Source organism: Jatrophihabitans sp. sgz311053, from assembly GCF_056135305.1.
On record NZ_JBWAXP010000002.1, the window covers coordinates 1468903 to 1492520 of the forward strand.

Genomic DNA, 23618 nt, shown 5'->3' on the forward strand with positions numbered 1-23618 from the left:
GCACCCCCGGCCGCCGGCGGGCATGGGTGCTCAGCCCCCACATTCGTGTCGCAGCCGTCTCCCACGGTCGTCGGCGAAGCGCACCATGCCGGGCCGCTGTGCGGCGGCGGTGCCCTTGCTGTGTCCGCCACGGCCCCGGATTCCGGTGGTCGCCCCCGTCCGACCGGGCCCGCAGCGTGCCGCGGGGAGCCCGGGGGCGGGCGGGCGAGGCGAGCGAAAGCGGGTGTTCTGCACCCATCCGCCGGTGCCGACCGCCGGGACATCGTGTGCAGGTCGACAACCGGCCGTCTCGCGTCGCGGAGGTGCTCATGAGTCTGTCCGCCATCGGACTGTCCGAGGCCCACGAGGCCCTGTACCGGGCCGCGCTGGACCGTCCCGAGGGTGTTCCCGCCGAGACGATGGTCGGCCTCGCCGACGGGGAGCGCCTGCTGGCCGACCTCCGCGGTCTCGGTCTACTCGAGGGTGTCGACGTCGTGCGGGCCAGCTCGCCGACGGTGTTGGAGGATCTCGCCGACCGACTGGCCGACGATCTCGCGGCCCGGCAGCGTGCGGTGGCCCGGAGCCGGGCCGAGATCGCCGATCTCGCCCGGACCTTCGAGCGCCGCACCCTCGGCGGCGTCCCCGCCGACTGCGGAGCCGGGGTGGAGTTCGTCCCCGGCGCCACGGCCGTCCGCGACCGTATCGACGAGCTGTCCTTCTTCGCCCGTCGCAGCATCGTCTCCGTCCAGCCGCTGCCCCCGTCGGGCACCGGATCGGGGACCGCGACGGGCGGCGGGTCGGGGCCGGGCGACCGCCCCGGCGCGCCGCCGCGACGGTCCCGCGAGGACGAGCGCGCCCTGCGGCGCGGCCTCGACGTCCGTGTCATCGTGGACCGGCCGGTGGCCGGGGTGGCCGGGATCCAGGTGCGGGTCTCGCCGGTCCGGCTGCAGCGGGTCATCGTCATCGACGACGAGGTCGCCGTGGTCGCCTCCGGGCAGGACGGCGGCGCGCTCGTGGTCCGGCAGGCCGGGCTGCTCGCCGTCGTCCTGGGTTATGTCGAGCAGCTGTGGCAGCTGGCCGGCGACGCGCAGCCCCGGCCGCAGCCCACCGACGCCGAGCGCGAGGTGCTCGCCCTGCTCGCCGGGGGAGCGACCGACGAGGCGATGTCGCGGGCGCTCGGCGTCTCCAGCCGCCAGGCGCGGCGCCGGGTCGCCCGGCTCATGTCGACGCTCGGCGTCGACTCCCGATTTGCCGCCGGTGCCGAAGCGGCCCGGCGGGGCTGGCTGTGAGCAGGTGGAAGGAGGTGGACAACATGCAGGACGGCATGACTCGAGAGGCGGTCGTCGACTCGCTGGTGGCGATGGTCGACGTTCGTGAGGCGACACCGGATCTCCCGTTCCCGGGCATCTTCACGTGGGACGGTCTGGAGTGTGGCCAGTGACCGGCCGGGAGTGAACCCCGGAATGCCGACGGGCCCGGTCGCAGGAGATGTCCTGCGACCGGGCCCGTCCGGTCTGCATCAGTTGTAGGTGACGCCGGTCCAGCTGCACGTCCAGGTGCAGGTCGACTCGGACACCGCCTGCTGCGCGGGAAGCTGCGCGAGAGCGTCGAGGGTCGCCATGGTTGTTCACCTCCTCCCGTCGGAGACGAGGACGCCCGCGGTCGCGGCGTCGGGGTAGAAGAGGCGGTCGCCGCCGAAGCGCCGCCTGAGGAGCAGATCCAGTCCGCCGGCCACGCCGGTGCCGTAGCCGGCGATGATCCGCAGTCCCGACTCGTCGGGCAGCAGCAGCCGACCGTCGCGGCGGGCGTGCCGTGAGAGCAGCACCGCCACCAGATCGTCGGCCAGGTCGGGACGGCCGGCGTCGAGCAGGAACTGCGCGTCTCCGGCGAGGCCGTGGCAGGTGGCGGTGCCCGCGCTCCAGCGGGATCGGTGGACCGCCACGGCGGCACCGGCCAGGAGGGCCCGCCACTGCTCGGTCGGGGCCTCCCGCTCCACCCGGACCAGGAAGCTGCCGATGCCCGAGGCGCCGCTGCACCAGTGTCGACGCATGTCCTGCGGCGACGGCGGTCGCAGCCGGTCCGGGCGCCAGGTGACCTCACCGGTGCCGAAGTCGTGCTCGGCGGCGGTGGCGAGGGTCCGTGCTGCGGCGAGGGCGAGCTCGCGATACCGCTCGTCACCGGTGTGGTGCGACGCCTCGAGCAGGAACGCGCCCACCCCGGCGACGCCGTGACCGAAGCCAAAGTGCCAGGCACCGGCCAGCCGCGAATCGGCGTCGTCAGGCACCGGCCAGAAGACACCGTCGTCGTGATGTCGTGCGGTGGCGAGGAGGTGCTCGGCCGCGGCGACCGTCCGTTCGGAGTCCCCCAGGGCGAGGGCTGCCAGGCCGGCACCGGCGGTGCCGTGACAGACGTCGGGGTTCGGCATCGTGCGGGGCAGTCGCGCCAGCAACGAGGTGGCGGTGGCCTGCAGCATGTCGTCGTCGAGCAGGGTCGCGGCCTCGGCGAGTGCGACGGCGGTGCCGCCGCGGCCGAAGTGGAGACCCGGCAGCAGTCGCGGCGCGGCGGTCGCCCGGTCGGCGATCCAGCGCGCGACCGTCGCCACGTCGGCGTCGCTCACCAGGCCGGCCCGCGCGGCCCGGACGAGGACGGCCAGCACCCCGGCCGCCCCGTACTGGACGTTGAGGGGATCGGTCCCGCTGCCGAAGGCGCCCGCGGGCCAGAGCCAGGGTTGCTCCGGTCGCCGAGTCGCCAGCAGGTAGGCCAGGCCGTCGGTGAGGACCCGGTCGGCCAGCCCCTCGTCGTGGCCGACTACCTGCCGCACTCCCGGGCCAGCGGCGGTGGCGGGACCGGCGGTGGCGGGATCGGCGGCGTCGGCGGCGAGGAAGGCGGCGGCGCGGGCCGGCGACCACCGCTGCGCGGGATCGTGGCGGGTGAGACCCACCAGCAGCTCGTGCCAGCGACGGGCCAGCGGGCGGTCCCCCGCGGCTGTCGCCAGCTGTTCGGCGACGCGGTCGTGACTGCGCCGTGCACTGTCGACACTGTAGGCATCGTTGTCGGCACCGTGGTCGGCACTGTCGTCGTCGCGCAGCAGCATCGGGGGCGCACCGAGCGCCAGCGAGACCAGGCAAGCGCCGAGCGCGAAACAGTCGGCGGCGGGTCCGGGTGCCGGACCGTAGACCGATCCCTGGGTGACCTCGGGCGGGGCGAAGCCGGGGGTCACCGCCCGCTGCACGATCTCGCCCGGGACGGCGGCGTACTCCGGATCGATGAGCACCAGCTCGCCGTCCGGGCGCACCATCACGTTCGTGGTGGAGAGGTCCCGCAGCACCCAGCCCCGGCGATGGACCTCGGTGACCAGGGCCACCAGCGCGGTGGCGATGCGCCGCGCCTCGACGATCGAGCCGGTCGGGTCGGGGTCGATCTCGGCGGCGAGATGGTCGGCCAGCGACTGGCCGGGGACGAACTCCTCGACGAGGAAGTGGTCCTCGGCGACGACGACGCGGTCCACCACCCGCGGGGTCAGCGGCGCTAGTGCGGTCAGCACCTCGGCCTCGTGGTCGAGCTGGTGCCGGGCGTCGCGGGCGTCGCGACGACCCCCGATGTGCGGCCGCGCTTGTTTGAGGACGACCTCGGCGCCGTCGCGCAGGTCGCGGGCCCGGAAGACTCCGCCGCGGGCGCTGTGACGCAGCGCCGCGAGGATCTCGTACCGGTCGGCGAGCACCGGGCGGCCCTGCGGCGACACTGTGCCGCCGTCCCCGACGGGCAGCGACGGCAGGCCGTCGGGCAGCTCGGCCCAGGACGGTGGCGCGAACCACGGCAGTCGCTGGTCGGCGATCAGGTCGCCGTCGGGGGAGCGCAGCCGCGCCTCGAAGCCGCCGTCGTCGGTGAGGGTGGGGACGCCGCGGAAGGCGCCGTAGCGCAGGTGGACGATGCTGCCGGCCCGGAACGGACGGTCGGAGAGGATGCGTGGGCCGGGCAGCAGCAGCGTCGCCTCGTCCAGCCGGCGAGCCAGGACCAGCAGCTGGTCGTCGTCGGCGGGGTAGGCGGTGACGAACTTGCCGGCCTGGGCGCGGTCCGCCCGAACCGAGGTGAGCTCCTCGACCTGCCTGAGGTCGGTCGCGAACTTGAAGGGGCAGCCCTCGGCGATCAGCAGCCGCGCCGCGGCGGCGAGGACCAGCGGCGCCGACAGCGGTGTGGCCGACAGATGCAGCTTCCACCCCTGGATCCGCTCGGTCGCTGGCTCCGGACCGACGTGACACCAGGTGGCGCCGGGGCGCACCGACCAGCCGGCCGGCGCGGCATGCGCCAGCGCGGTCGCGGCGATGCCGTGGAGCAGATCGTCGGGTAGGGCGGTCTGCGCACTGTCCGTCGTCATCTCTGCACCTCCCACTGCGTCCGGTGTCGCCCCGCGGTTGCGCGGCTGCCGTCGACACTGCCGGGACGAGCCGGTGGGCGGGGCGCGTCACGGAGTCCGGATAGGGCCCCGACGGCGTCCGGTTCCGGCCGCCGAACCGCGCGAGTCAGCCGTGAAAAAGGCGTGAGTTCTGCCCGAAAGTCCCGGTAGGAGCGTCCCGTCCCGTGTCACGATGGTTCGGTAAGCGCTTGCGGGCGACGTGCGACACGTCGAGTCGGAAAACGCTGGCAGAAGGCCCCGTCCTCACAGCGGGGCTGGACTTCGCTAGGTAGGGTTCGCGCGGGCTGTGGCCCACCTCCGCTGCCGACCGGTCCGCGGAGTTCGTGCAGAACGCTTGCTCTCGTTCCCCACAGGGAAGGCCAAACATGACCAACACGCTCACCCACCCCGCCGTGGCGCAAGCCGCCGCCGACATCATCGAGCGCGGCTACGCCGTGGTGAAGCTCGGGGACCTCGGCGCCGCCACGCTGCAGAACGCGATCGGCACGGCGGTGGACTTCTTCCAGCGCCCCCTCGAGGACAAGATGTCCCACGGCAGCGCGGACCACAACTACGGCTACCGGCCCTTCGGCATCGAGTACTCGATCTCGCCCGAGCGCCCCGACATGAACGAGTGCTTCACGCTCTGGTCGAGCCGGCTGGACCTCATCCCGCACCGGGACGACATCCCCGAGCTGACCGGGGCCTTCCTGGACTACCGCGACACCCTCGCCCCGCTGGTGCAGGGCATCCTGGACGAGATCGCGCGCCACTTCGGGGCCCAGGCCGCGCCGTCGTTCGAGAAGGCCGCGTACCTGCAGATCAACTACAGCATCCCGGCCCCGGCCGAGCGCGAGTTCCTGCAGGACAAGCACGAGGACGGCCACATGGTGACCGTGCTGCACCCCAACGCACCGGGCCTGGAGATCTACGCCGAGGGGGAGCAGAGCGACGCCGTCCGGGCGATGCTGCCCGAAAGCGACGAGATCGTGATCATGCCCGGTTCGGTGCTCACCGCCCTCACCGACGGTGCGATCCAGCCGCTGTACCACCAGGTGCGCAACCACGCCCTGGACAGCCGCCAGTCGATCATGTACTTCGTCAACCCGGAGATCGACGAGCCGCTCTACAGCTGGGTCGAGACCGGCGGCGAGAAGGTCGACCTGCGCGAGCAGGTCCGCAACGCCCCGTCGATGTTCGGCCTGCCGGACGTCGAGGTCCTCTGACCCTGGCAATCGTGGACCGAAACGCCGACATCGTCGGCGTTTCGGTCCACGATTCGGTTAACCGGCAGTGAGCTCGTCCAGCTCGGCGAGCTCGTCCAGGGTCGGCTGCCAGTTGCCGGCCGCAACGTTGCGCTCGACCTGCTCGCGGGACGTCGCCCCGGCGATGACCGACGCCACGGCCGGCTGCGCGGCCAGGCCGCCCATCGCGACATCGAGCAGCGTGATGTCGCGGGCCGTCGCGAACGACTCCAGCGCCTCCACCACGTCGAAGGCCTCGTCGGTGAGGGCGGATTCCCGCCCCCAGGCCTGGATCCGGCTGCCCTCGGGCGCCGCCTCGCCCCGGCGGTATTTGCCGGTGAGCAGCCCGCTGGCCAGCGGGAAGTACGGCAGCAGGCCGATGCCGTAGTGCTCGAGCGCGGGGACGATGTCGGTCTCGATGCCGCGTTCGAGCCAGCTGTACTCGTTCTGCGCGCTGACGAAGCGCTCGAACCCGCGGGTGCGCGAGGTCCACTCGGCGTCGGCGATCTGGAAACCGGTGAAGTTGGACGAGCCGAGGTAGCGGACCTTGCCGGCCCGGACGAGGTCGGTCAGCGCCGACAGCGTCTCCTCGATCGGCGTCGCCTCGTCCGGCCGGTGCAGCTGGTACAGGTCGATCCAGTCCGTCCGCAGCCGGCGCAGCGACGACTCGACGGCCTTGACGATGTAGCGCCGCGAGCCGCGGGCGCCCCAGTCCTCGCCGTTGTCGTGGCCGCGGGCACGGACGTCGCCGCCGAACTTGGTGGCGAGCACGACGTCGTCCCGCTTGCCCTGCAGCAGCTCGCCGAGCCGCTCCTCCGAGGCGCCGTAGACGTCAGCGGTGTCGAAGAGGGTGATGCCGGCGTCGAGCGCGGCGTGGACGACCTCGCGGCTGCCGTCCATGTCGAGCTTCATGCCGAGGTTGTTGGTGCCGAGGCCGACCACGGAGACCGCGAGGCCGGAATCGCCGAGACGTCGGAACTGCATGTCGGATGTGCCGGGTGATGTGCTCGAAGAAGCCATACTCCCGACAGTAGGACGATCCGGCTCCGGTAACTTTCGCGGGATGAGCGAGACGCGCGAGACGGTCGGCGGCGAGTGGCAACCGGCGCGGCTCACAGTGCTCAGCGGGCCGTCCGGGGTCGGCAAGGGCACCGTGGTGGCCGAGCTGCGCCACCTGGTGCCCCATGTCTGGGTCTCGGTGTCGGCGACCACCCGCGAGCCGCGACCCGGCGAGATCGACGGGGTCTCGTACCGCTTCGTCGACCGCGACGAGTTCGAGCAGATGGTCGCGGCCGGGCAGATGCTCGAGCACGCCGAGTTCAGCGGCAACCGCTACGGCACGCCGCGCGAACCGGTGACGCAGCACCTGGCCGAGGGCGTGCCGACCCTGCTGGAGATCGAGCTCGAGGGCGCCCGGCAGGTCCGCGCCGCCATGCCCGAGGCGCGCTTCGTCTTCCTGGCGCCGCCGTCGGCCGAGGAGCTGGCGCAGCGGCTCTCCGGACGGGGGACCGAGTCGCCGGCCGACCAGGCGCTGCGGCTCGAACGCGCCCACGTGGAGATGGCCGCCGCCGCGGAGTTCGACCACGTGGTGGTGAACCGGGACGTCGCTGCCGCCGCGGCCGAGGTCGCTGCCCTCGTCATCGGTCCGGACTGAGCGGTCGCCCGGCGCCTTCCGGAGTGCCGCCGTCGATCTCGGCGCCGATGAAGACCTCGTCCAGGACGGGATCGGTCGGCGCGGTCTTCTCCTCGCCCCCGGCCGGGACGAGCGCGTCTGGGTTCATGACGCGAGCATCGCGCGCCACCCTTCGGGAATCCTTCAGCCCGCGACGCTCAGCGGGCGATCGTGCTCGGCTGCGGGAACGCCGCGGGCTCGATCTCCAGTTCGGCCATCCGGTCGAGATAGGTGCGGTAGGCCCGGCGGGCCTCACCGTGCCGCCCCGCCTTCACCAGAGCGCCGACGAGCCGCAGGTGAGTGCGTTCGTCGTAACCGTCGAGCGCCAGCAGCGACAGCAGCCGCGGCACGACGTCGTCGTGCCGTCCGGCCCGCAGCAGCAGGTCGGCCAGCGCGTTGAGGACCTGCTGGTGCCGGGCCCGCAGCTCGTCGCGGGTCTGCCCCGCCCACGCCTCGTAGGGGTCCTCCTCGCAGAAGTCCCCGGCGTAGGCGGCGACGGCGGCCTCGAGCAGCGGCACCGCGGTGGAGACCGCCGCGCCGAGGGCGTCGTCGGAGAGCGCCACGTAGTCCTCGATGTCGACGGCGACGGTGCGGGTGTTGAGCCGGACCGCGTCCCGATCGGCGACGATGACGTGGTCGGCCGGGTACGACTTGGCCGGGTCGAAGACGGCCCGGGCCGTCGACAGCGCCACCGACAGCTTGTTGCCCGAGGTGTCGGCCGCCTCGGGCCAGAGCAGTTCGGCGAGACTGTCACGGGGGATCGGCTTGCCCAGCCGGGTAGCGAGGATCTTCACCAGGTCGCGTGCCTTGCGCGACTGCCAGGCCGAGGCTGCGACGACCTCGTCGCCCAGCTCGACGGCGAAGCCGCCCAGGGTGCGGATGCGGATCGCGCCGCGGTCCCGCTCGTGCAGCACCGCCAGCGGGCCGGCGACGAAGGCGGCGCTGTCCCGGACGCCGAGTGCCCGTAGCCGGCTCCGGGCCGTGGCCGCGGCGCGCCGCTCACCCCGCAGCCGGGCGTCGACGACATCGAGCTCGGCCTGCGCCACCACGTCGCCGATCTCCTCCGCCAGCGCCCGCGCCTCGCTGAGCCGTGCGTCGTGCGCGCCGGCCGTCGGCGTGGCGAGCAGCTCCAGCATTAGTGCCTGCACCAGTGCAGCCGGGTCGTCGCGCCGGCCGGCCTGCGCTCGGGCGTCGGCGGCGTCGGTCCGTGCGGTGTCGAGGTCGCCGCGGTGCAGCGCGACCCAGCCATGGGCGAGGACGGCGGGCAGCGTGCCGAGCGCGGCCGGCTCGGCGACCGCCGCTTCGGCGAGGTCGGCGGCGCGGTCGGGATCGTCGACGATCAGGCAGCGGGCGAGCCAGGCCGAGGCCGGGGCCAGCGTCTGCGCATCGTGCTGGTCGCGGGCCGCCGCCACCGCGGCCCGAAAGGCGCTGGCGGCCCGGGTCCGGTCGCCGCGTCGGGCCAGTACCTCGCCCCGCAGCTGCTGGGCGTAGGCAGCCATGGGCGAGTCCAGGTCGGTCCAGAGCGCCAGCGCCGCGTCGGCGTCGAGCAGCGCCTCGTCCAGCTGCCCGAGTCCGAGTCGAGCCTGCCCCTGGTTGAGCCGGGCCAGCGCGGTGCGGGTGCGCTGGCCGGTGGCCTCGGCCAGCCGCAGCGCCTCGTCCAGCTCCACGAGGGCCTCGCGGTGCCGGCCGGTCTCGGTGAGGTGCGATCCGAGATTGCAGCGGATGCGCAGCTGGGTGAGGACGTCGCGGCCGGCGGTGGCGTGGGTCAGCGCAGTGGAGTAACAGCGCGCGTTGCGGACCAGATCGCCCTCCGAGGCGGTGACCAGGGCCTGCGCCACCCAGGCGGCACCGAGCGCGGCGTCGTCGCCGGAGGCACGCGCCCGGGCGAGCGCGTCGTCCGCGGCGGTGCGCGCGGCCGGGCCGTCACCCCGGCCCCAGGCCAGCGTGGCGCGCATGGTGGCGAGCTGGGCGGCGTCGACCGTGCCCGCCGGGGCCGGCTCGGTGACCGCCACCGCGCGCTGCGCCCCGGCGGCGTCGCCGTGCATCCACAGCGCCGAGGCCAGCCGCCAGCCGAGACGGGGTGGATGGCCGGCCCCGGTGTCGTCGATCGGTGCCAGATGCGCCCGGGCCCGGCCCATGTCGCCGCGCAGCGCGAAGTAGGAGGCCAGCACGCTGTCCAGCTCGGCCTCGCCGACCGGCACCGGCAACCGATCGGCGGCGGCGGTGAGCGCGTCGCTGCCGCTGTCCAGCAGTCCTGCCCCGGTCCGCGCCAGCGTGTCGCGGACGAGGTCGGTCCCGCCGTGCCGGGCGGCCCAGCGCAGCGCCGGTTCCGGACAGTCGGCCTCGAGCGCCATGGCGACGCAGTCGGCCAGCACGCGCGCCTCGGTATCGGCGTCGACGGGCATGGCGCGGTCCACGGCGTAGCGGGCCAGCGCGGTCAGCGACCACCCGTCCTCGTCTGCGGTCACCAGCAGTCCCCGCTCGGCCAGCGCGTCCAGGCGCAGCGCCGACTCGGGACTGCGGGCGGTGACTGCCCGCTCGACCCGCCCCAGCACGGTGAGCGCGCTGATGGTGCCGCGGCTGGCGTCGTCCAGGTCGCGCAGCGCGACCTCGGCGAGGAACTCCGGGGCCGCGGACGAGCCGAGCCGCTCGGTCAGCCGGGCGATGTCGCCGGGGCCGTCGGTGAGGGCGGCCTCGACCGCCAGCCGCAGTCCGCCCGCCCAGCCGCCGCAGGCCTCGGCGATCGCCTCGGCCTGGGCGAGGTCCAGCGACACCCCGCTGGCGGCGAAGAGCTCGGCCGTCTCGTGGGCGTCGAAGCGCAGGGCGCGGGGGGCGAGCTCGCCGTACTCCCCGGCGGCGGCGAGGCGCCGGACCGTGAACGGGGGCACCGACTGCGCCAGCAGCAGCGTCCGGACGGTGCGGGGGTGCAGCCGCACCAGGTCGGCGACGAAGGCCTGCCCCGCCGGGTCCCGGATGGTGTCCAGGTCGTCGAGGACCAGCGTGAAACCTGCGGGGGAGCGGTCCGCCCACGCGGCTGCGAGAGCGGCGGCGAGGACGCCCGGCAGGTCGGCATCGTCGTCGCTGCCCGTCCGGCGGGAGTCCAGCTCGGGGGCGAGCTGCTCGGCGATGCCGGGGCAGAGCGTGGCGGTGGCGGTGACGAGCGCGGCGAACAGATCGCGCGGGCCGTCGTGTCCCTCGACAGGAATGAGGAGCGCATACCGTTCGTCACGGCCGGCCAGCCAGTGCGCGACGGCCACGCTCTTGCCGCTGGCCGCGTCGCCCGGCACGACGACCAACCGCCGTCCGGCCAGGGAGTCGAGCAGCGCCGAGACCCGGCTGCGGACGACCAGCGGATCGCGGGGCACGGGGAACTTCTACACGAGAACCGCGCGATCGGGGAGTGCTGATGCCGCTGAGCGGCACCGGCACTCCCCGATCGGTGGGGTTCTGGTCAGCTGGCGGGGGTGATGACGGCCTCCACCGAGCAGCGCGTCAGGAACGGGTTGAACGAGCCGGCGTCGGCTGGGTCGGCGGTCAACCGGAATGAGACCTGCTGGTCGGCGTTGTCACCGATGACCGTCAGCGACGCGGCCCGCGACCGGGAGGTCTGCTGGTTGTTGGCCGTGATGCTGGTGGTCGCCGAGGCGGCGCTGGAGGTCGAGACGACGGTGCCGAGCTGGTTGTTGTCGGCGCCGCCGAAGACGACACCGTCGAGGGCGACGTCCTGTCCGGACGGTGCGGTCACCGTCAGCGAGGTCTTGACGACCCGGCTGTTCCCGGTGCCACCGGTGACCTCGCAGCTGCCTTGCCAGGTGTAGCCGCCGACGGTGAGCGAACCGGTGTTGCCGAGCAGGCCGGTCGAGTAGCGGTAGGTGACGATGCCGGGGCCTCGCACGCCCTGCTTGCCGGTCGCGCCGGTCTTGCCGGTGGCCCCGGTCTTGCCGGTCGCCCCGCGCGGACCCTGCTTGGCGATGGTCACCTTCTTGTAGCCCTTGGCGCACTTGTTCTTGCTGCTCGTCAGGGCGAGGCGGCCCTTGCTGTTGGCGCAGGCGGTGACGCCGCCGGCCGACGCGCCGGCGGCGTAACTGACCGTGGAGACGGCACCGACGGTGACGAGACCGGCGACGGCGGCGAGGGCGACGGCCTTGCGGCTGAGGGTGAGGGTCATGGGAGGGTCCTGTCTGTCCGGGCGACCGTGTGGTCGAGCTGTCGCCGCGCAGCCTGGTCCCCGCCCGTTCGGGTTGCCTTAAAGCCGCCGTGAACCCCCGGTCCGGGCGCGTTTCTCGGGTTGGCCCCATCTGGGCGCGGCGCGGTTCGGGGTTGGCCCCATGTGGGCGCGGCGCGGTTCGGGGTTGGCCCCATGCGGGCGCGGCGCGTTTCTCGGGTTGGCCCCATGTGGGCGCGGCTGCTGACTGCGGTTCACCGCGCCGGCGTGGGGCCAACCGCCGCCTCGGCGGGGCGGAACGGGGCGCCGCGAGAAATCCGTGAGGACGGCGTGGGGACACCGCACGACGAGCTGACGGTCGCGCCCGGCGATGGTGGGCTGGAGGCATGTCCGAACTGCTGATCGTCTTCCTCGTCGTGGCGGCGCTGTGGGTCGCCGGCTCGATCGTTCTTGCATGGTCGGTGCGGGAGCGTCCCGACGGCGAGCTCAGGTTCGCGGCGGCGCGACCTGCGCGCCCTGTTGGCCCGACTCCTGCAACCATCGCGCGATCGAACCGTCCCTGACACAGCGTTCGACGATTGCCTCGATCGTCGCGACGACGACGCCGGGTTGGGCGCGGCTCACCGCGACGGCCTGCCGGATCTGCATGAAGGGCTCGTCGATCACACGTTGACCGGGCCGTGTGGCCGCCACGCGGCTGACCGGGCCGCGCAGGCCGGCGCCGGCGTCCAGGCTCTCGGTCAGGAGACGTCGACGCCATCACCATCGCCGCGGACGACCTCGGCCCGAGTCAGCGTTCGGGTGAGGTGGAGGTCGTAGGCAGAGCCCCGCTTCACCCCGACCCGGATGTCGTCGCGATCGACGTCGGCGACCGACCGGATCGGTGAGTCGGTCGGCACGACAAAGACCCCGTCGATGAGCAGGTACGGCGAGGTGAAGGCGATCCGGTCGGCGCGGGAGGGATCGTCGGCCAGGAAGGCGACATCGACACGATCGTCGAGCAGCGCCCGGAGCGCGTCGCGGGCGGCGTCGACGCAGACGAGCTCGAGCTCGTCGCCCAGTTCGTCGGCGATCACCCGGGCCAATTCGACCGACACGCCGCGGGGCACGGCCGTCGTCCCGGACGCGAGGACGGGATTGCCGAGGTTGATCACCGCGCGCATACCGTCCACCTTGGCAGACGGCCGTCAGAGCGCCTTGAGGATGTCCTCGACCCGGGCCTTCGCGTCCCCGAAGAGCATCTGGCTGTTCTCCCGGAAGAAGAGCGGGTTCTGGACGCCGGCGTAGCCCGCCGCCATCGAGCGCTTGAAGACGACGACGTTGCTCGCTTCCCAGACCCGCAGCACCGGCATGCCGGCGATGGGGGAGCTGGGGTCCTCGGCCGCGGCCGGGTTGACGGTGTCGTTGGCGCCGATCACCAGGACGACGGAGGTGTCGGCGAGGTCGTCGTTGATCTCGTCCATCTCCAGGACGATGTCGTAGGGCACCTTCGCCTCGGCCAGCAGGACGTTCATGTGGCCGGGGAGGCGCCCGGCGACCGGGTGGATGCCGAAGCGGACGTCGACGCCCCGCTCACGCAGCCGCTTGGTCAGCTCCGCCACCGGGTACTGCGCTTGCGCCACCGCCATGCCGTAGCCGGGCGTGATCACCACCGAGGATGCGTCCTTGAGCAGTTCGGCGGTCTCCTCTGCGGTGATCTCGCGGTGCTCGCCGTAGTCGGTGGCCTCGGCCGGACCGGCCTCGATGCCGAATCCGCCGGCGATGACCGAGACGAAGGAGCGGTTCATCGCCTGGCACATGACGTAGCTGAGATAGGCACCCGAGGAGCCCACCAACGCGCCGGTGACGATGAGCAGGTCGTTGTCGAGCAGGAAGCCCGAGGCGGCGGCCGCCCAGCCGGAGTAGCTGTTCAGCATCGACACCACGACCGGCATGTCGCCGCCGCCGATGGAGGCGACGAGGTGCCAGCCCAGCGCCAGCGACAGGATGGTCACCGCGATGAGCAGGCCCAGGTTCGGCGAGGCGACGAACCAGATCGTCAGCGCCACGAAGAGCGCGAGCGAGCCGAGGTTGATGAAGTTCTTGCCCGGCAGCATCAACGGGGCGGACTTGATCTTGGCCGACAGCTTGAGGTTCGCCACGATCGAGCCGGTGAAGGTGACGCCACCGATGAAGATGCCGATGAAGACCTCGGCGTGGTGGATGTTGAGCAGCGTGTTGTAGTCGTCGATGGCCCGCTGAATGTCGGCGCTCGAGCCCTGAGCGCTCGCGAACGTCTCGCCGCCGGCCCCGTGCCCACCCTCGACCTCGTAGTAGCCGTTCCACCCGACGAGGACGGCGGCGAGACCGACGAAGCTGTGCAGCAGCGCGATGAGCTCCGGCATGCCGGTCATCTCGACGATCCTGGCCCGCCAGAGCCCGATCGCGCCGCCGATGAGCACGGCGAGGACGAGGAGCAGGATCGAGACGGCCTCGGCGTCCTTCGTGACCACGCCGACGGTCGCAGCCAGCGCGATGACCATGCCGGCGATGCCGTAGACGACACCGAGCCGGGACGACTCGTGTTTGCTCAGCCCGGCCAGGCTCATGATGAAGAGCAGGAAGGCGACGATGTACGCCGCGGTGGCGATGCTGTCTGCGGTCATGGTGCGCTCAGCCCTTCGAGAACATCGACAGCATGCGGCGGGTCACGGCGAAGCCGCCGAAGACGTTGATCGAGGCGAGCAGGATCGCGACGAACGCCAGCACCCTGATCACGGTGTCGTCCATGCCGATCTGCAGCATCGCGCCGACGACGATGATGCCGCTGATCGCGTTCGTCACCGACATCAGCGGTGTGTGCAGGGCGTGGTGGACCTTGCCGATCACGTAGTAGCCGACGACGACGGCGAGGACGAGCACGGTGAAGTGCTGCGCGATCGTCCCCGGGGCGAAGGCGTTCACCAGGAAGAGCGCGAGCACCCCGACGCCGATCAACGTCAGCTTCCGAGCGGCGCTCATCGGCTGCTTCGGAGGTGGCGCCTCCTTGGGAGCTGCCGGTGCCGCCGCCGGGGCAGCCGACACCTGGACCGGCGGTGGCGGCCACATGTTCTCGCCGTCCTTGACAACGGTGATGCCGCGCTGGACGACGTCGTCCATGTCGAGGACGAGCTGCCCGTCCTTGCCCGGCGTCAACAGCTTCATCAGGTTCACCAGGTTGGTGCCGTAGAGCTGCGAGGCCTGGGCGGGGAGCCGTCCGGCGAGATCGGTGTAGCCGATGATCGTGACGCCGTTGTCGGTGACGACGACCTCGCCGGCCCGTGAGCCGGCGACATTGCCGCCCTGGGCGGCGGCCATGTCGACGATGACGCTGCCGGGCTTCATGATCGCGACGTCCTCGGCCGTGATCAGCTTCGGCGCGGGACGGCCGGGGATGAGCGCGGTGGTGACGATGATGTCGACGTCCGCGGCCTGCTCGGTGTAGATCTCCGCGGCTCGGCGGTCGTAGTCCTCGCTGGTGGCGGTGGCGTAGCCGGTCCCGCTCTGCTCCTGCTCGACGTCGACGCTCAGGAACTCACCACCGAGCGACTTCACCTGGTCGGCGACCTCGGGACGGGGGTCGGTGGCGCGGACGATGGCGCCGAGCGAGGAGGCCGCACCGATGGCGGCGAGGCCGGCCACGCCGGCGCCGGCGACGAGCACCTTGGCCGGCGGCACCTTGCCGGCCGCCGTGACCTGTCCGGTGAAGAACCGGCCGAAGACGTGGGCGGCCTCAACGACGGCGCGGTAGCCGGCGATGTTGGCCATCGAGCTGAGCACGTCCATCGACTGGGCGCGCGAGATGCGGGGGACGGCGTCCATCGACAGCGCCGTGATCTGTCGACCTGCCAGGCGTTCCACCAGCGCGGTGTCGAAGCGGGGGTTGAGCATGCCGATGAAGACGGCGCCGTCGCGGAGCCGACCGAGCTCGTCGTCGTTCGGCGCGTTCAGCGAGAAGACGATGTCGGCGGCGAGGGTGTCCTCGCGCGAGCCGATGGTCGCGCCCGCGGCGGCGAAGGCGTCGTCGGCGAAGCTGGACTGGTCACCCGCACCGCGCTCGACCACGACGTCGTAGCCGAGGCCCCGCAGCTGCTCGACCGTCTTCGGCGTGGCGGCGACGCGGGTCTCGCCCGCCGTCGATTCCTTCACGACCCCGATCAGCACAATCGCACTCCCGTCTCGACACTTCGGCGAAACCTAGCGAACACCCGTACTCCGGCGCGCGATCTCGTGGGACTGGTCACGCCGCGTCGAGCGCGATGGCGGTGACCAGCAGGCCGCGCTCGGCGCGCCACCGCCCGGCGAAGCTGCCCTGCTCCCGCCCGGCCACCACCGGTCCCGTCACCAGCAGGCGGGCGGTGAAGGTGCCGGCCGGGTCGAAGGTGACGACGGCCTCCTCGAAGCCCAGCCACCGACGGGTGAGGGGGAACCACGTCTTGTAGACCGATTCCTTCGCGCTGAAGAGCAGGCGGTCCCAGGCCACGCCGATCGCCGGCAGATCGCGCAGTCCGGCGAGATCCTCGTCGCGGGCGATGGTCTCCAGGACCCCGTCGGGGAGGGCGTCGTTCGGTTCGGCGTCGATCCCGACGGAGGCGATGACCGAGCGGTCGGCGACGGCCGCAGCGCGGTAACCGGCGCAGTGCGTCATGCTGCCGACCACGCCGTCGGGCCAGCTCGGTGCCCCGCGCTCGCCGGGGACGAGCGGGACCGGTGGCTGGCCCAGCGCGGCCAGCGCGTCCCTGGCGCAGGCCCGCGCCGAGACGAACTCCGATCGGCGTTTCTCGACCGCGCGGGCGATCGCCGCCGCCTCGGCGGGGAAGAGCTCGATGTCCGTCCGGTCGACGAAGGTCTCGACGGCGTGGACGCCGGCCGGCAGCGCCTGCTCGATCACGGGGTGGTCCCCGGCAGGATCAGCTTGGCGAGGTCGTCGCGCAGCCCGTACTTGCGCCACTCGCGCGGGTAGCCGATCGACACCTCCTCGAAGCGGACGCCGTCGTAGCTGGTGGTCCGCGGGATGTGGAGGTGGCCGTAGACGCAGACCTCGGCGCCGAAGCGGACGTGCCAGTCCGCGGTCAGCTCGGTGCCGCACCACTGCGGGAACTCCTGGTACGTCATCACCCGGGTCGGCTCCCGGACCAGCGGCCAGTGGCTGACCAGGACCAGCGGCAGCTCGCCGGCGACCTCGCTCAGCCGGCCCTCGGTGTAGGCCACCCGGGCCGCGCACCACTCCCGGCGCGATTCGTAGGGGTCCGGAAAGAGGAAGTGCTCGTCAGTGCAGACCACGCCTGCGGCATAGGCGGCGGCGAGCGACTCCTCGCGCGTCGTGGTGCCGGGCGTGAGGAAGGAGTAGTCGTACAGCAGGAAGAGCGGTGCGATGCGGACGTCGCCGGCCGCTCCCGACCAGACCGGGTACGGGTCCTCGGGAGTGAGGATGCCGCGCTCGCGGCAGAACGCGACGAGGTGGTCGTAGCGCTGGACGCCTCGCAGCGGCCGGGTCTCGCGGGTCATGGTCCACAGCTCGTGGTTGCCCGGCGCCCAGATGACCTTCGCGAACCGACCGGCGAGGGTGTCCAGGACCCACTCGATGTCGTCGAGCAGCTCGCCCACGTCGCCGGCGAGCAGCAGCCAGTCCTCATCCGTCCCCGGCCGCAGCCGTTCCACGATGGCCCGGTTGTCGGCGTAGGCGACGTGCAGGTCGCTCACCGCGAGCAGGTTCCCGCCGGCTCCCGTCATGGCGACGACCCTATCGGCCGTCCGACGCGCGCGGCCCGCGGAATTGGCCGGTTCGCCGTCGCAATTGGTATCGTGGCGGGTCGGGGCCAGCCGACGGCGAGACGCCCGGCCCGCCCTATCCGCAATTCGCTACAGAGAGCTGAGTCGTGTCCTCACCCGAAGGCATCACCAACCCGCCCATCGACGAGCTGCTCGACCGCACCCAGTCGAAGTACGCGCTGGTGATCATCGCCGCCAAGCGGGCGCGCCAGATCAACGCCTACTACAGCCAGCTCGGCGAGGGCCTGCTCGAGTACGTGGGCCCGCTCGTCGAGACCGCGCCGCAGGAGAAGCCGCTCTCCATCGCCATGCGCGAGATCAACACCGACCTCATCGAGTTCAAGCCCAGCGCCCCGCCGGTCGACCCCGCGGACGCCCCCGCCGAAGCCTGATCCGAACCGTCTTGGTCTGACTCTCGGCCGACCCCGCTCGCTTCGCTCGGGGGCCTAACCTCGAGCCAGCGCTCGCCTCGCGGCTCGCCCGCAAGCGGACTTCGTTCACGCGGCGACGGGCTCTTCGCGCGAGCGCTCATCGCGTGCCAATCATCTCAGGGGCACTCGCCTTCCGCTCTAGGCAAGGATGACGCTGTGGCTCGGATTGTCTTAGGCGTGGCCGGGGGCATTGCTGCCTACAAGGCGGCTGACCTGCTGCGCAAGCTCGTCGAGGCGGGCAACGACGTGCGGGTGGTACCGACGGCCTCGGCGCTGGAGTTCGTGGGTGCCCCCACCTGGGCGGCGCTCTCCCACCACCGGGTGGCCTCCGACGTCTGGACCGACGCCGACGAGGTGCCGCATGTCCGGCTCGGCCGCGAGGCCGAGCTGGTGGTGATCGCGCCTGCGACGGCTGACCTGCTCGCCAAGGCCGCGCACGGCCTGGCCGACGATCTGCTGACGAACACGCTGCTCACCGCGCGCTGTCCGGTCCTCTTCGTCCCCGCGATGCACACCGAGATGTGGGAGCACCCGGCGACGGTCGACAATGTCGCCACGCTGCGGCGCCGCGGCAGTGTCGTGCTCGAACCTGCGACCGGACGGCTCACCGGGGCCGACACCGGCAAGGGACGGCTGCCCGAGCCCGCCGAGATCGCGCGGCTGGTCGAGCTGCTGCTGCGCCGTCCCGATGCCGTGCCCTTCGATCTGGCCGGACGGCACGTCGTCGTCAGCGCCGGCGGCACGCGTGAGGCGCTGGATCCGGTGCGCTACCTGGGCAATGCCTCCTCCGGTCGCCAGGGCTTCGCTCTCGCCGCCGTCGCCGCCGCACGCGGGGCCCGCGTCACGCTCGTCGCGGCCAACGCCGATCTCGCCGTGCCCGCCAATGTCGACGTCGTCCCCGTGGTGAGCGCGCTGGAGCTGCGCGACGCCGTGCACGCGGCGGCGGCCGACGCCGACGCGGTGATCATGGCCGCCGCCGTCGCCGACTTCCGGCCGGCCGCGACGGTCGGCCACAAGATCAAGAAATCCGACCAGCCGCCGGCGGCCATCGAGCTGACCGAGAACCCGGACGTCCTGGCCGAGCTCGTGGCGCGGCGTCGACCGGGGCAGGTGCTGGTCGGTTTCGCCGCCGAGACCGGCGACGACACCGCCACCGTCCTGGACCATGGCCGCGCCAAGCTGGCGCGCAAGGGCTGCGACCTGCTCGTCGTCAACGCCGTCGGTCCGGGGGTGGCCTTCGGCCAATCGGACAACGCCGGTGTGATCCTCGGCGCCGACGGCAGCGAGGAGGTCGTCGATTTCGGACCCAAGGCCGTTCTCGCCGCCGCGGTCTGCGACGCCGTAGGACGCCGCCTCGACAAGACGAGCGGGACGTCCGGCTGACCTTCAGCGGGACCATTGTCGACCTGGCCGCTAAGCTTCGAGCGGAATCCATTCGTCCCAACCCGCGGAGATTTCGTGTCCCGTCGCCTCTTCACGTCCGAGTCGGTCACCGAAGGCCACCCTGACAAGATCGCTGACCAGATCAGCGACAGCATCCTCGACGCCCTCCTCGAGCAGGACCCCGCCAGCCGCGTCGCCGTCGAGACGCTGATCATGACCGGCCAGGTCCACGTGGCCGGCGAGGTCACGACCTCGGCGTGGGCCGACATCCCCAAGCTGGTCCGCGACCGCATCATCGAGATCGGCTACGACTCCTCGCGCAAGGGCTTCGACGGGGAGTCCTGCGGCGTCAGCATCTCCATCGGCGCGCAGTCGGCCGACATCGCGCAGGGCGTGGACACCGCCTACGAGAAGCGGGTCGAGTCCAGCGAGGACGAGATCGCCTCGCAGGGTGCGGGCGACCAGGGCCTCATGTTCGGCTACGCCAGCGACGAGACCCCCGAACTCATGCCGCTGCCCATCTGGCTGGCCCACCGCCTCTCCGAGCGGCTCACCGAGGTCCGCAAGAACGGCACCGTCCCCTACCTCCGCCCGGATGGCAAGACCCAGGTCACCATCGAGTACGTCGACGGCAAGGCCGTCCGGCTCGACACGGTGGTCCTCTCCACCCAGCACGCCGACGACATCGACCTCGACACGCTGCTCAAGCCCGACATCGAGGAGCACGTGATCCGTCCCGTGCTCGAGCGGGTCAAGGACCAGTTGGACATCGCCGACTACCGGCTGCTGGTCAACCCCACCGGTCGGTTCGTGATCGGCGGCCCGATGGGCGACGCCGGTCTCACCGGCCGCAAGATCATCGTCGACACCTACGGCGGCATGGCCCGTCACGGTGGCGGTGCCTTCTCCGGCAAGGACCCGTCGAAGGTCGACCGTTCGGCCGCGTACGCGATGCGCTGGGTCGCCAAGAACGTCGTTGCCGCCGGCCTGGCCAAGCGTTGCGAGGTCCAGGTCGCCTACGCGATCGGCAAGGCCGAGCCGGTGGGTCTGTTCGTCGAGACCTTCGGCACCGAGACCGTCGACGTCGACAAGATCGCCGACGCCATCACGCAGACTTTCGACCTGCGCCCCGCCGCGATCATCCGCGACCTCGACCTCAAGCGGCCGATCTACGCCAAGACCGCCGCCTACGGTCACTTCGGCCGCGAGGACGCCGACTTCACCTGGGAGCGCACCGACCGCGCCGAGCAGTTGGCCAAGCTGGCCAACGGCTGACAGCTCGACCTCGCGAAGGGGACGGCCCGCCCGGGCCGTCCCCTTCGTCGTCGGTGCCAGCGACCCGCATCCGGTGTCGCGCCGTGGCCGGGGTGTGGCCGGGGTGTGGCAGCGGGCCGGTGAGACACCCGGTGCCACGAAACTGTCGGCGCGCCCTGATAGACACGCGGCATGAGCACCCCCGCCCCCACTCCGCGCCGTCCCGGCCCGCGGGTGTGGGCGGCTCTGAACTACGCCAGCGCCGCGGCGATCGTGATCCTGGGCGCCTTCGGCGGTGCCAGCCGCGGTGTGGTGCAGTGGCTGTTGGTGGCGGCGGCCGCGGGCGTGGCCGTCCTGCAGCTGGTGGCGCAGCAGCGCCGCGAACGCGCGGCGAAGGACATCGCCGACGAGACCCGCACCGTCACCGCGAACGCGGCCTCCAATGCCTTCGCGCCGCTGCTGGGCCTGCTGGTGAAGCTGGCCGAGGCGCGCACCCCGCAGGCCCGCCGAGTGATCCGCGCGCAGGTGACCAGGTCGGTCGCCTACGCCGCGTCGTACGCCATCGGTCCCGACCAGGGCGTCCGGTCCTGCGTCTTCCTGCTCGCCGAGGGGGGTCGGGAGCTGCGCTGGACCGGCGTCCACGCCGGCCGGCCGGACGAACCGCACTCGGTCTTCACCGCCGGCACGGTGCGCGGCGATCAGGCTCTGGCCATGCTCGCCGACGACGGGCTGGTGTACTGCGACGACACCGAGACGAACCCGCCGCCGGGGTGGTCGGACGACCACCCGCACCGGTACCGCACGTTCCTCGCCGTGCCGGTGCGGGCAGCGGGACGGGCCTGGGGCATGCTCACCGTCGACTCGCTCACCGCGGGCGATCTCGACCCGGAACGCGACCGGCCGATCCTGGTCGTGCTCGCCCACATCCTCGCCGTCAGCCGCGCCTCGGCGGACGCCGATGCCGCGCTCGGATGACGCCGCCACCGCTACGATCGACACGAGACGGAAGGACCACAGCCATGAGCAGCGAGACGACGTGGGTGAGCGTGACCGTCGCACCCTCGCCGGCCGACCGGCAGGTGGAGGAGATGCTCGCCGATCCGGCGAGGTACTTCGTCCGGGCGCGACAGCAGGCCAAGCAGGAGGCCCGCCGCTACGTCGCGCGCCGGATGCGGCAGACACGCGTGGCGTAGTGACTGCACGCCGCACCGCACCTCCGGGTGCGCGGCGCCCCGCGACGACGCTGCCCGTCGCGCGACTCTTCGTGGACGTGCCGCTGCCGCATCTCGACCGGCCCTTCGACTACCTCGTCACCACCGAGCTCGACGAGCTGGTGACGGCCGGTTCGCGGGTCCGGGTCCGCTTCGCCGGCCGCCTGGTCGACGCCTACGTGCTGGAGCGGCGCGAGCAGTCCGATCACGACGGCACGCTGGCCTTCCTGGAACGGGCGGTCGGTGCCGAACCGGTGCTCACCGCCGAGACCATGACCCTGTTCCGAGCCGTCGCCGACCGGTGGGCCGGCAACTTCGTCGACGTCGTCCGGCTCGGCGTGCCCGCCCGCCACGCCCGTGCCGAGGCGTCGGTGCCGAAGCCGCCGGGGGAGCTGCCCGGGCCGGCCGCCCCCGGTTTCGAGCGCTACCGTGCCGGGCCGGCCTTCCTCGCCGCCGTCGCCGCGGCCAAGGCGGCCCGTGCGGTCTGGTCCGTGCTGCCCGACGAGGACTGGCCGGCACGGCTGGCCGAGGCGGCGCGCACGGCCCTCGATGCCGGTCGGGGAGCGGTGCTCGTCGTCCCCGACGCCCGCGATCTCGCCCGAGTGGACGCGGCGCTCACTGTCGCCCTCGGTACCGGCCGTCACGTCGCCCTCTCGGCCGACCTCGGTCCCGCCGAGCGGTACCGCCGGTGGCTGGCGGTCCGCCGGGGCGTCGTCCGCGTCGTCGCCGGCACGCGCGCCGCCGCCTACGCCCCGGTCGCCGATCCGGGCCTGCTCGCCATCTGGGACGACGGCGACGACCTGCACGCCGAGCCGCGTGCGCCCTATCCGCATGCCCGCGACGTGCTTGCGCTGCGCTCCGCGCAGACCGGTGCGGCGCTGCTGCTGGCCGGCCACAGCCGGACGGCCGAGGCCCAGCTGCTCGTCGAGTCGGGGTGGGCGCACGAGATCGCCGCCGACCGCGCCCGGCTCCGCAGCGTCGCGCCGCGGGTCCGCCCCACCGGCGACGACGTCGAGGTGGCCCGCGACCCCGCGGCCGCGGCGGCCCGGCTGCCGAGCCTGGCCTGGCGCACCACGCGCGAGGCGCTCGCCACCGGACGTCCCGTGCTGGTGCAGGTGCCCCGCCGTGGCTATGTCCCGGCGCTGGCCTGCGCCCGGGACCGGACCCCCGCCCGCTGTCCGATCTGTGCCGGACCGCTGGCCGCCCGCAGCGGCCACGAACTGCCCGCCTGCCGCTGGTGCGGCCACCCCGCCGGCGACTGGAGCTGCCCGGTCTGCCACGGGCGCGCGCTGCGTGCCAGCGTCACCGGCAGTGGCCGCACCGCCGAGGAGCTGGGCCGCGCCTTCCCCGGTGTCCCGGTGCGGACCTCCGGCGGTGACCGGGTACTCGACGACGTCCCGCCCGAGCCGGCCGTGGTGGTTGCCACGCCGGGCGCCGAACCGGTCTGCGCCGGCGGCTACGGCGCAGTGCTGCTGCTGGACGGCTGGGCGCTGCTGTCGCGTCCGGACCTGCGAGCGGCGGAGGAGACGCTGCGGCGCTGGTCGAACGCGGCGGCGCTGGTCCGTCCGGCCGGCCCCGTCGTGGTGGGTGCCGACGCCGGCATCCCCGCGGTGCAGGCGCTGGTCCGCTGGGACCCCGCCGGCTTTGCCGCCCGCGAGCTGGCCGAACGCGCCGAGCTGCACTTCCCGCCCACGAGCCGGATGGCGGCGCTGAGCGGACCGTCGAGCGCCGCCGGCGAGCTGGTGGCCGCCGCGTCGCTGCCGCTGTCGGCCCAGGTCATCGGCCCGGTGCCGGTGCCGCCGAGCGGCGCCGACCCCGGCGGGGGACCGGCCGAACGGATGCTGATCCGTGTCGACCGGGCCGACGGCGCCGAACTGGCCTCCGCGCTGCACGTCGCTGCGGCGGGCCGCTCCGCCCGCCGCAGCAACGAGCCGGTGCGCATCCAGCTCGACCCGCTGGACGTGCTGTAGTCATCCCTGCGGGACGGACGGCCGGACGAACGAGGCAGGCCCAGTGGACGCCACGGCGAAGGCGGTGTCATGGCGATCGGCGTGCGGGCCGCAGGCGAGACGGAAAATCGCCCGGGCCGGCGGGCC

The 23618-nt window shown here is 72.9% G+C and carries 21 protein-coding genes; 10 read left to right on the forward strand and 11 right to left on the reverse strand.

Annotation, left to right across the window (positions count from 1 at the left end; genetic code table 11):
* Positions 1-308: 308 nt before the first annotated feature.
* Both AC0NZQ_RS15820 and AC0NZQ_RS15825 read left to right on the forward strand, forming a co-directional pair.
* A complete protein-coding gene (locus tag AC0NZQ_RS15820; protein WP_474530899.1) occupies positions 309-1268 on the forward strand; it encodes a hypothetical protein in 960 nt (319 codons plus the stop codon).
* Positions 1265-1420 (forward strand): hypothetical protein, encoded by a 156-nt coding sequence (locus AC0NZQ_RS15825; RefSeq protein WP_474530900.1) that lies wholly within the window; start codon positions 1265-1267, stop codon positions 1418-1420. The genes AC0NZQ_RS15820 and AC0NZQ_RS15825 overlap by 4 nt, the downstream gene beginning before the upstream one ends.
* Before the next feature lie 186 nt (positions 1421-1606).
* On the opposite strand, the gene lanL is transcribed toward AC0NZQ_RS15825, so the two are convergent.
* Entirely contained in the window at positions 1607-4354 is a 2748-nt protein-coding gene (lanL, locus tag AC0NZQ_RS15830) for a class IV lanthionine synthetase LanL (RefSeq protein WP_474530902.1), read from the reverse strand.
* 404 nt (positions 4355-4758) lie between these two features.
* On the opposite strand from lanL, the gene AC0NZQ_RS15835 reads away from it, so the two are divergent.
* The gene (locus tag AC0NZQ_RS15835; protein WP_474530903.1) at positions 4759-5598 is read left to right on the forward strand and encodes a 2OG-Fe(II) oxygenase family protein; all 840 of its coding nucleotides are present in this window, start codon (positions 4759-4761) and stop codon (positions 5596-5598) included.
* 57 nt (positions 5599-5655) lie between these two features.
* On the opposite strand, the gene AC0NZQ_RS15840 is transcribed toward AC0NZQ_RS15835, so the two are convergent.
* On the reverse strand, positions 5656-6600 hold the full coding sequence (locus AC0NZQ_RS15840) for an aldo/keto reductase (protein ID WP_474530905.1): 945 nt from the start codon (positions 6598-6600) through the stop codon (positions 5656-5658).
* Positions 6601-6679: 79 nt separating this feature from the next.
* On the opposite strand from AC0NZQ_RS15840, the gene gmk reads away from it, so the two are divergent.
* Complete coding sequence (gmk, locus tag AC0NZQ_RS15845) at positions 6680-7270, forward strand: guanylate kinase (protein ID WP_474530907.1); 591 nt, start codon at positions 6680-6682, stop codon at positions 7268-7270.
* Here gmk and AC0NZQ_RS15850 read toward each other — a convergent pair.
* From AC0NZQ_RS15850 to AC0NZQ_RS15890, 9 genes are all read right to left on the reverse strand, one after another.
* Positions 7254-7397 carry a hypothetical protein gene (locus tag AC0NZQ_RS15850; protein ID WP_474530908.1) on the reverse strand — a complete coding sequence of 48 codons (144 nt, stop codon included), beginning with the start codon at positions 7395-7397 and terminating at the stop codon, positions 7254-7256. The two genes, gmk and AC0NZQ_RS15850, sit on opposite strands and share 17 nt — an antisense overlap.
* A gap of 49 nt (positions 7398-7446) precedes the next feature.
* Positions 7447-10653: a BTAD domain-containing putative transcriptional regulator gene (locus AC0NZQ_RS15855; RefSeq protein WP_474530909.1), complete on the reverse strand. Its 3207-nt coding sequence runs from the start codon at positions 10651-10653 to the stop codon at positions 7447-7449.
* Between the two features lie 86 nt (positions 10654-10739).
* Entirely contained in the window at positions 10740-11456 is a 717-nt protein-coding gene (locus tag AC0NZQ_RS15860) for a hypothetical protein (RefSeq protein WP_474530910.1), read from the reverse strand.
* A gap of 483 nt (positions 11457-11939) precedes the next feature.
* Positions 11940-12119: a hypothetical protein gene (locus AC0NZQ_RS15865; RefSeq protein ID WP_474530912.1), complete on the reverse strand. Its 180-nt coding sequence runs from the start codon at positions 12117-12119 to the stop codon at positions 11940-11942.
* A gap of 74 nt (positions 12120-12193) precedes the next feature.
* Complete coding sequence (locus AC0NZQ_RS15870) at positions 12194-12616, reverse strand: transporter substrate-binding domain-containing protein (protein ID WP_474530913.1); 423 nt, start codon at positions 12614-12616, stop codon at positions 12194-12196.
* 24 nt (positions 12617-12640) lie between these two features.
* Positions 12641-14098, reverse strand: coding sequence for a Re/Si-specific NAD(P)(+) transhydrogenase subunit beta (pntB, locus tag AC0NZQ_RS15875; protein WP_474530914.1), 1458 nt, complete (start codon positions 14096-14098; stop codon positions 12641-12643).
* 7 nt (positions 14099-14105) lie between these two features.
* On the reverse strand, positions 14106-15635 hold the full coding sequence (locus AC0NZQ_RS15880) for a Re/Si-specific NAD(P)(+) transhydrogenase subunit alpha (protein WP_474530916.1): 1530 nt from the start codon (positions 15633-15635) through the stop codon (positions 14106-14108).
* Between the two features lie 76 nt (positions 15636-15711).
* Complete coding sequence (locus tag AC0NZQ_RS15885) at positions 15712-16362, reverse strand: 4'-phosphopantetheinyl transferase family protein (RefSeq protein ID WP_474530917.1); 651 nt, start codon at positions 16360-16362, stop codon at positions 15712-15714.
* The gene (locus AC0NZQ_RS15890) at positions 16359-17204 is read right to left on the reverse strand and encodes a metallophosphoesterase family protein (protein ID WP_474530918.1); all 846 of its coding nucleotides are present in this window, start codon (positions 17202-17204) and stop codon (positions 16359-16361) included. The genes AC0NZQ_RS15885 and AC0NZQ_RS15890 overlap by 4 nt, the downstream gene beginning before the upstream one ends.
* A 146-nt stretch (positions 17205-17350) precedes the next feature.
* On the opposite strand from AC0NZQ_RS15890, the gene rpoZ reads away from it, so the two are divergent.
* The 6 genes from rpoZ (at position 17351) to AC0NZQ_RS15920 (ending at position 23492) form a co-directional block, all read left to right on the forward strand.
* Positions 17351-17635 (forward strand): DNA-directed RNA polymerase subunit omega, encoded by a 285-nt coding sequence (gene rpoZ, locus AC0NZQ_RS15895; RefSeq protein ID WP_474530919.1) that lies wholly within the window; start codon positions 17351-17353, stop codon positions 17633-17635.
* Between the two features lie 195 nt (positions 17636-17830).
* The gene (gene coaBC, locus AC0NZQ_RS15900) at positions 17831-19057 is read left to right on the forward strand and encodes a bifunctional phosphopantothenoylcysteine decarboxylase/phosphopantothenate--cysteine ligase CoaBC (protein ID WP_474530920.1); all 1227 of its coding nucleotides are present in this window, start codon (positions 17831-17833) and stop codon (positions 19055-19057) included.
* A gap of 75 nt (positions 19058-19132) precedes the next feature.
* The gene (gene metK / locus AC0NZQ_RS15905; protein WP_474530921.1) at positions 19133-20332 is read left to right on the forward strand and encodes a methionine adenosyltransferase; all 1200 of its coding nucleotides are present in this window, start codon (positions 19133-19135) and stop codon (positions 20330-20332) included.
* Between the two features lie 171 nt (positions 20333-20503).
* Positions 20504-21286 carry a GAF domain-containing protein gene (locus AC0NZQ_RS15910; RefSeq protein ID WP_474530922.1) on the forward strand — a complete coding sequence of 261 codons (783 nt, stop codon included), beginning with the start codon at positions 20504-20506 and terminating at the stop codon, positions 21284-21286.
* 44 nt (positions 21287-21330) lie between these two features.
* Positions 21331-21504 carry a hypothetical protein gene (locus tag AC0NZQ_RS15915; protein WP_474530923.1) on the forward strand — a complete coding sequence of 58 codons (174 nt, stop codon included), beginning with the start codon at positions 21331-21333 and terminating at the stop codon, positions 21502-21504.
* A complete protein-coding gene (locus AC0NZQ_RS15920; RefSeq protein WP_474530924.1) occupies positions 21504-23492 on the forward strand; it encodes a primosomal protein N' in 1989 nt (662 codons plus the stop codon). Before AC0NZQ_RS15915 ends, AC0NZQ_RS15920 begins: the two co-directional genes overlap by 1 nt.
* Positions 23493-23618: the final 126 nt, after the last annotated feature.